Genomic DNA, 3802 nt, shown 5'->3' on the forward strand with positions numbered 1-3802 from the left:
AAATGGTGGGTAATAATGACTCAGGCTGTCTCCATCCCAGTTGGATGTCGCCTTCACGCACCAGTAGCTCAACATTTTCCCCCTTTAACTCTGCCTGACCGGCGGTGATAGCTTTGCCGGCTATGAGAGTCAGATTTTTATTGGCCGCCAGTTTAACCTCGCTGGCCTCAATGTTATGACCCGCGTTTAACGTCATATGGTTGGCTTTATCGAATAAAATCCCCCGGATATCCAGGATGTGACTTGCGAACATCTGCACATTATTGTTGGCCGAAATATGAGAAGAATCCTCCACGCCCATCGGCAGCCTAATGTCACCCTCACGCGCGAGAAGCTCAATATTTTCCCCTGTCAGCCCGGTTTCACGGGCAGTGATACCTTTGCCCGCAATCAGTGTCAGATTTTTCTGTGCGGCCAATTTAACCCGGCTGGCATCAATGTCATGACCTGCGTTTAACGTTATATTGTTGGATTTATCGAACAACAGACCGTAGAGATCCAGTTTGTGATCGGCGAACATCCGCAAATGGTTGCCCGCCGAAATACGCGAACCGTCCCCCCACATCCGGATGTCGCCTTCACGCGTCAGCAGTTCAATATTGTCTCCCTTCAACCCGACTTGAAATGCCTCAATCTCTTTGCCTGCCATCAAGGTCAGATTTCTCTTTGCCTCCAGTGTGTTTTGGCGGGCATTCATTCTACGTTCAGCGATGACGGACAGATCATTGTCCGCTTTGAGGTATCCCATGCTGATAATTTCACCGGCATGCAGCAGAATATTTTTCGCCAGTATGAATGCCGTGCCGTTGAATTGATGAATAAAATCCGCCACCACATTCAGATCGGCTGACAGTTTGCCGTCCATCCCGTGGTTAAAGTCGTGACCGGTTAAGATGAGATTGTTCTTCGCATGCAACTGGCTTTGGCTGTTATCCAGTTTTGTCGCATTGATATACGCGTTCATGCCCGCCGCGACGCGGGCATCCCGGGCATTATTTAACGCTTTGGTGCGAATAATGATATCGCCATTATTAGTTTTCAGCGTCGCAGACGTGTTGTTAATCTCAGTGCTTAGGTGACCGCTCGCGTCTTTTTGCACCCAGAGATGGTTATTTGCCTGAATCAGCCCCTGATTCTGATGGTATAAATGGTCGATAAATAACCGCATGTCACCTTCTGCGATAATCTGACCGGTGTTGTTCAGTGTGTTCGCGGCCAGTGTGATGTCTTTCCCCGCCTGCACATGACTCTGTTCCGCCGTTTTAATGTCTTTACTGCTCACGGTGATATCCGTTTTGGCCTGTATATTGCCCAGCGTCACCTTGCCATCCGCCGTCAGACTGATGTCGCCTTGCGTGGCGGTCAGGTTGGTCAGGTTAGCGTCCTTACCCGCCTCGGTACTCACCAGCCGGATTTTATGGGCAGACATTCCCCCCAATAACCCGGTATCCATCGCTTTCCACGGGGTATCACCGTCGCCTGCAATAGGGACAAGAGTCCCGCGTTTGACATCAATCCGGTTGGCCCCTTGTGTCAATGTCAGGTTTTTCGCCCGCACCTTGCCGTTAAGTCTCGTGGCCCGGCTGATAATATCGACATCATCCTGCGCCGTGGCATCCAGCCCCTTTTCATCAACGGTGATGGTGCCTTTTTTCACTTCCAACGCCACTAATGCGCCCGCTTTATCAAACACTGGTTTCCCCGTCGATAAGGTGACCGCCGGGGTATGGATAAAGCTACAGCCGTGACAGGTTACACCGTTCGGGTTGGCAATGAAGACCGCGGCTTTTTGCCCCACCACTTCCAACAGGCCCTGTAGATTTGAAGCTAACGTTCCCACCACTTCATGAATAATCAACTCAGCCGATTGACCGTTGAAGTGGGGATTTGCCCCAATGGGACCCGCCAGTACAGACTGGGTCGCTTCGGTAGCATTATTGAGTACCAGTCCGGCAGCCCCAACATTAAACTCTCGATAACGGTTATGTGAAATACCTTGAGAATTAGGCGCCGCAATCTGGATAACAGACAGGTTATTTCTCACGGCAATCTGTGCGCGTTTATCCGCCAGTTGAATCCCGGGTATGCCCCCGGCTATGTCTGGAATAGTGAGGGTCAGTTGGGGGGCATGGCCGAATGCAAGGTCAATCAGTGCAGAAGTTACCGGAGTATATTGCCCGCCGACTAAGTGCAACGCGGCGCTATTTGGGGCGACTGTGGTCGTCCCTGCTGCCGATAATGTTGTCTCCGTGATATTGTGGCGGGCAATCAGGGTTAAATGATTGCCGGCGGTGACCTTGCCAATATTAATCGAACCCCCACTGGTCAGGGTAATATCTTTCCCGGCGGTCAGGGAAAGACCCTTTAAATTTATCCCCGCTCCCGCGTGAAGCTCAATATTCTCATCTGCGGCCAAATGCGGGTTAGTATCAACCCAACGATTACCCGCTAAAAAGATATTTTTTGCCCGGTTAATTAACGTATCTGAAAGCGATATTCCCTGTTCAGACAGAATACGCAACGTATTAACCGCAGAAATAGTGGATAATGCCCGTGTACCTGCCGCAGTAGAATTATCTCCTCCCGATGAAACAGAAATATCCCCACCGCGGGAGATTAAGGTCATGTCATGACCTGAAATATCCGAGTCACGCACCGTAAGACTTTTCTCTGCCTGTAACAGAACCTGGTTCCCGGCTTTTAACTTTCCGCCATATAAAGATAAATAACTCGTCTTAACGGTAACATCATTGCCGGCACGAATTTCTCCCTGCCCCCTCAATGTCCCCGTTGTCAGTATCAGACTTTGCCCCGCTTGCATATGACTCTGTTTCGCCATGTCAATGTCTTTACCGTTAACGGTGATATCCGTTTTAGCCTGGACATCCCCCAGAGTCACCTTGCCATCCGCCGTCAGACTGATGTCGCCTTGGGTTGCCGTCAGGTGAGTCAGGTTGACCGCCTTACCCGGCTCGGTACTCACCAGACGGATTTTATTGGCAGACATTCCCCCCAATAATCCGGTCTCCATCGCGTTCCAGGGGGTATCACCGTCCTCTGCCATAGGGACAAGAATCCCGCGTTTGACATCAATCTGGTTGGCCCCTTGTGTCAATGTCAGGTTTTTCGCCTGGAGTTTGCCGTTCAGCTGAGTGGTCCGGCTGAGGATAGCGACAGAATCTTGCGCCGTGGCATCCAGTCCCTTTTCACCCAAGGTGATGGCACCTTTTCTCACTTCCAACGCCGCTAACGCACCCGCTTTATCAAACACCGGTTTCCCGGTGGATAAGGTGACCGCCGGGGTATTGATAAAGCCGCAACCCTGGCAGGTGATGCCGTTCGGGTTAGTGATGAAAACCGCGGCTTTTTGCCCCACCACTTCCAGCAGCCCTTGCAGATTTGAGGCCATCGTGCCCACCACCTCATGAATAATCAGCTCAGCCGGTTGACCGGTGAAGTTCAGATTGGCGCCAATTTTCCCCGCCAGCAGAGACTGTGTATCCTGAGTCGCGTTATTCAATACCAGTCCCGACGTGCCAACATTCAATACCTGATAACGGTTATGTGAAACACCCCGGGCGTTAGGCGCCGCAATATGAATAATCGGGCGATTGTTTTTCGCGGTGATCCGGGTGTGTTTATCCGCCAGTGTGATCCCCGGGACTTCGCCTTCCGCTTCTGAGACGTTTAGGGTCAGTTGAGGCGCATGAGTTAATGCCCGTGCAATCAGCGCAGCAGTGACCGGCGTATATTTCCCTGCCACTGAGTTATACCGCCCTGCCGGTGAGTGCAGTTCGGGGTT

The 3802-nt window shown here is 51.6% G+C and carries 1 protein-coding gene; it reads right to left on the minus strand.

Annotated features, from left to right (window positions below):
* Nucleotides 1–3763: two-partner secretion domain-containing protein (locus AM629_RS20670; protein ID WP_235525562.1), on the minus strand; the 3763-nt coding region annotated here is incomplete at its 3' end.
* Nucleotides 3764–3802: the final 39 nt, after the last annotated feature.

Origin of the sequence: Photorhabdus heterorhabditis, from assembly GCF_001280945.1 — a bacterium.
Classification (GTDB): Bacteria; Pseudomonadota; Gammaproteobacteria; order Enterobacterales; family Enterobacteriaceae; genus Photorhabdus; species Photorhabdus heterorhabditis.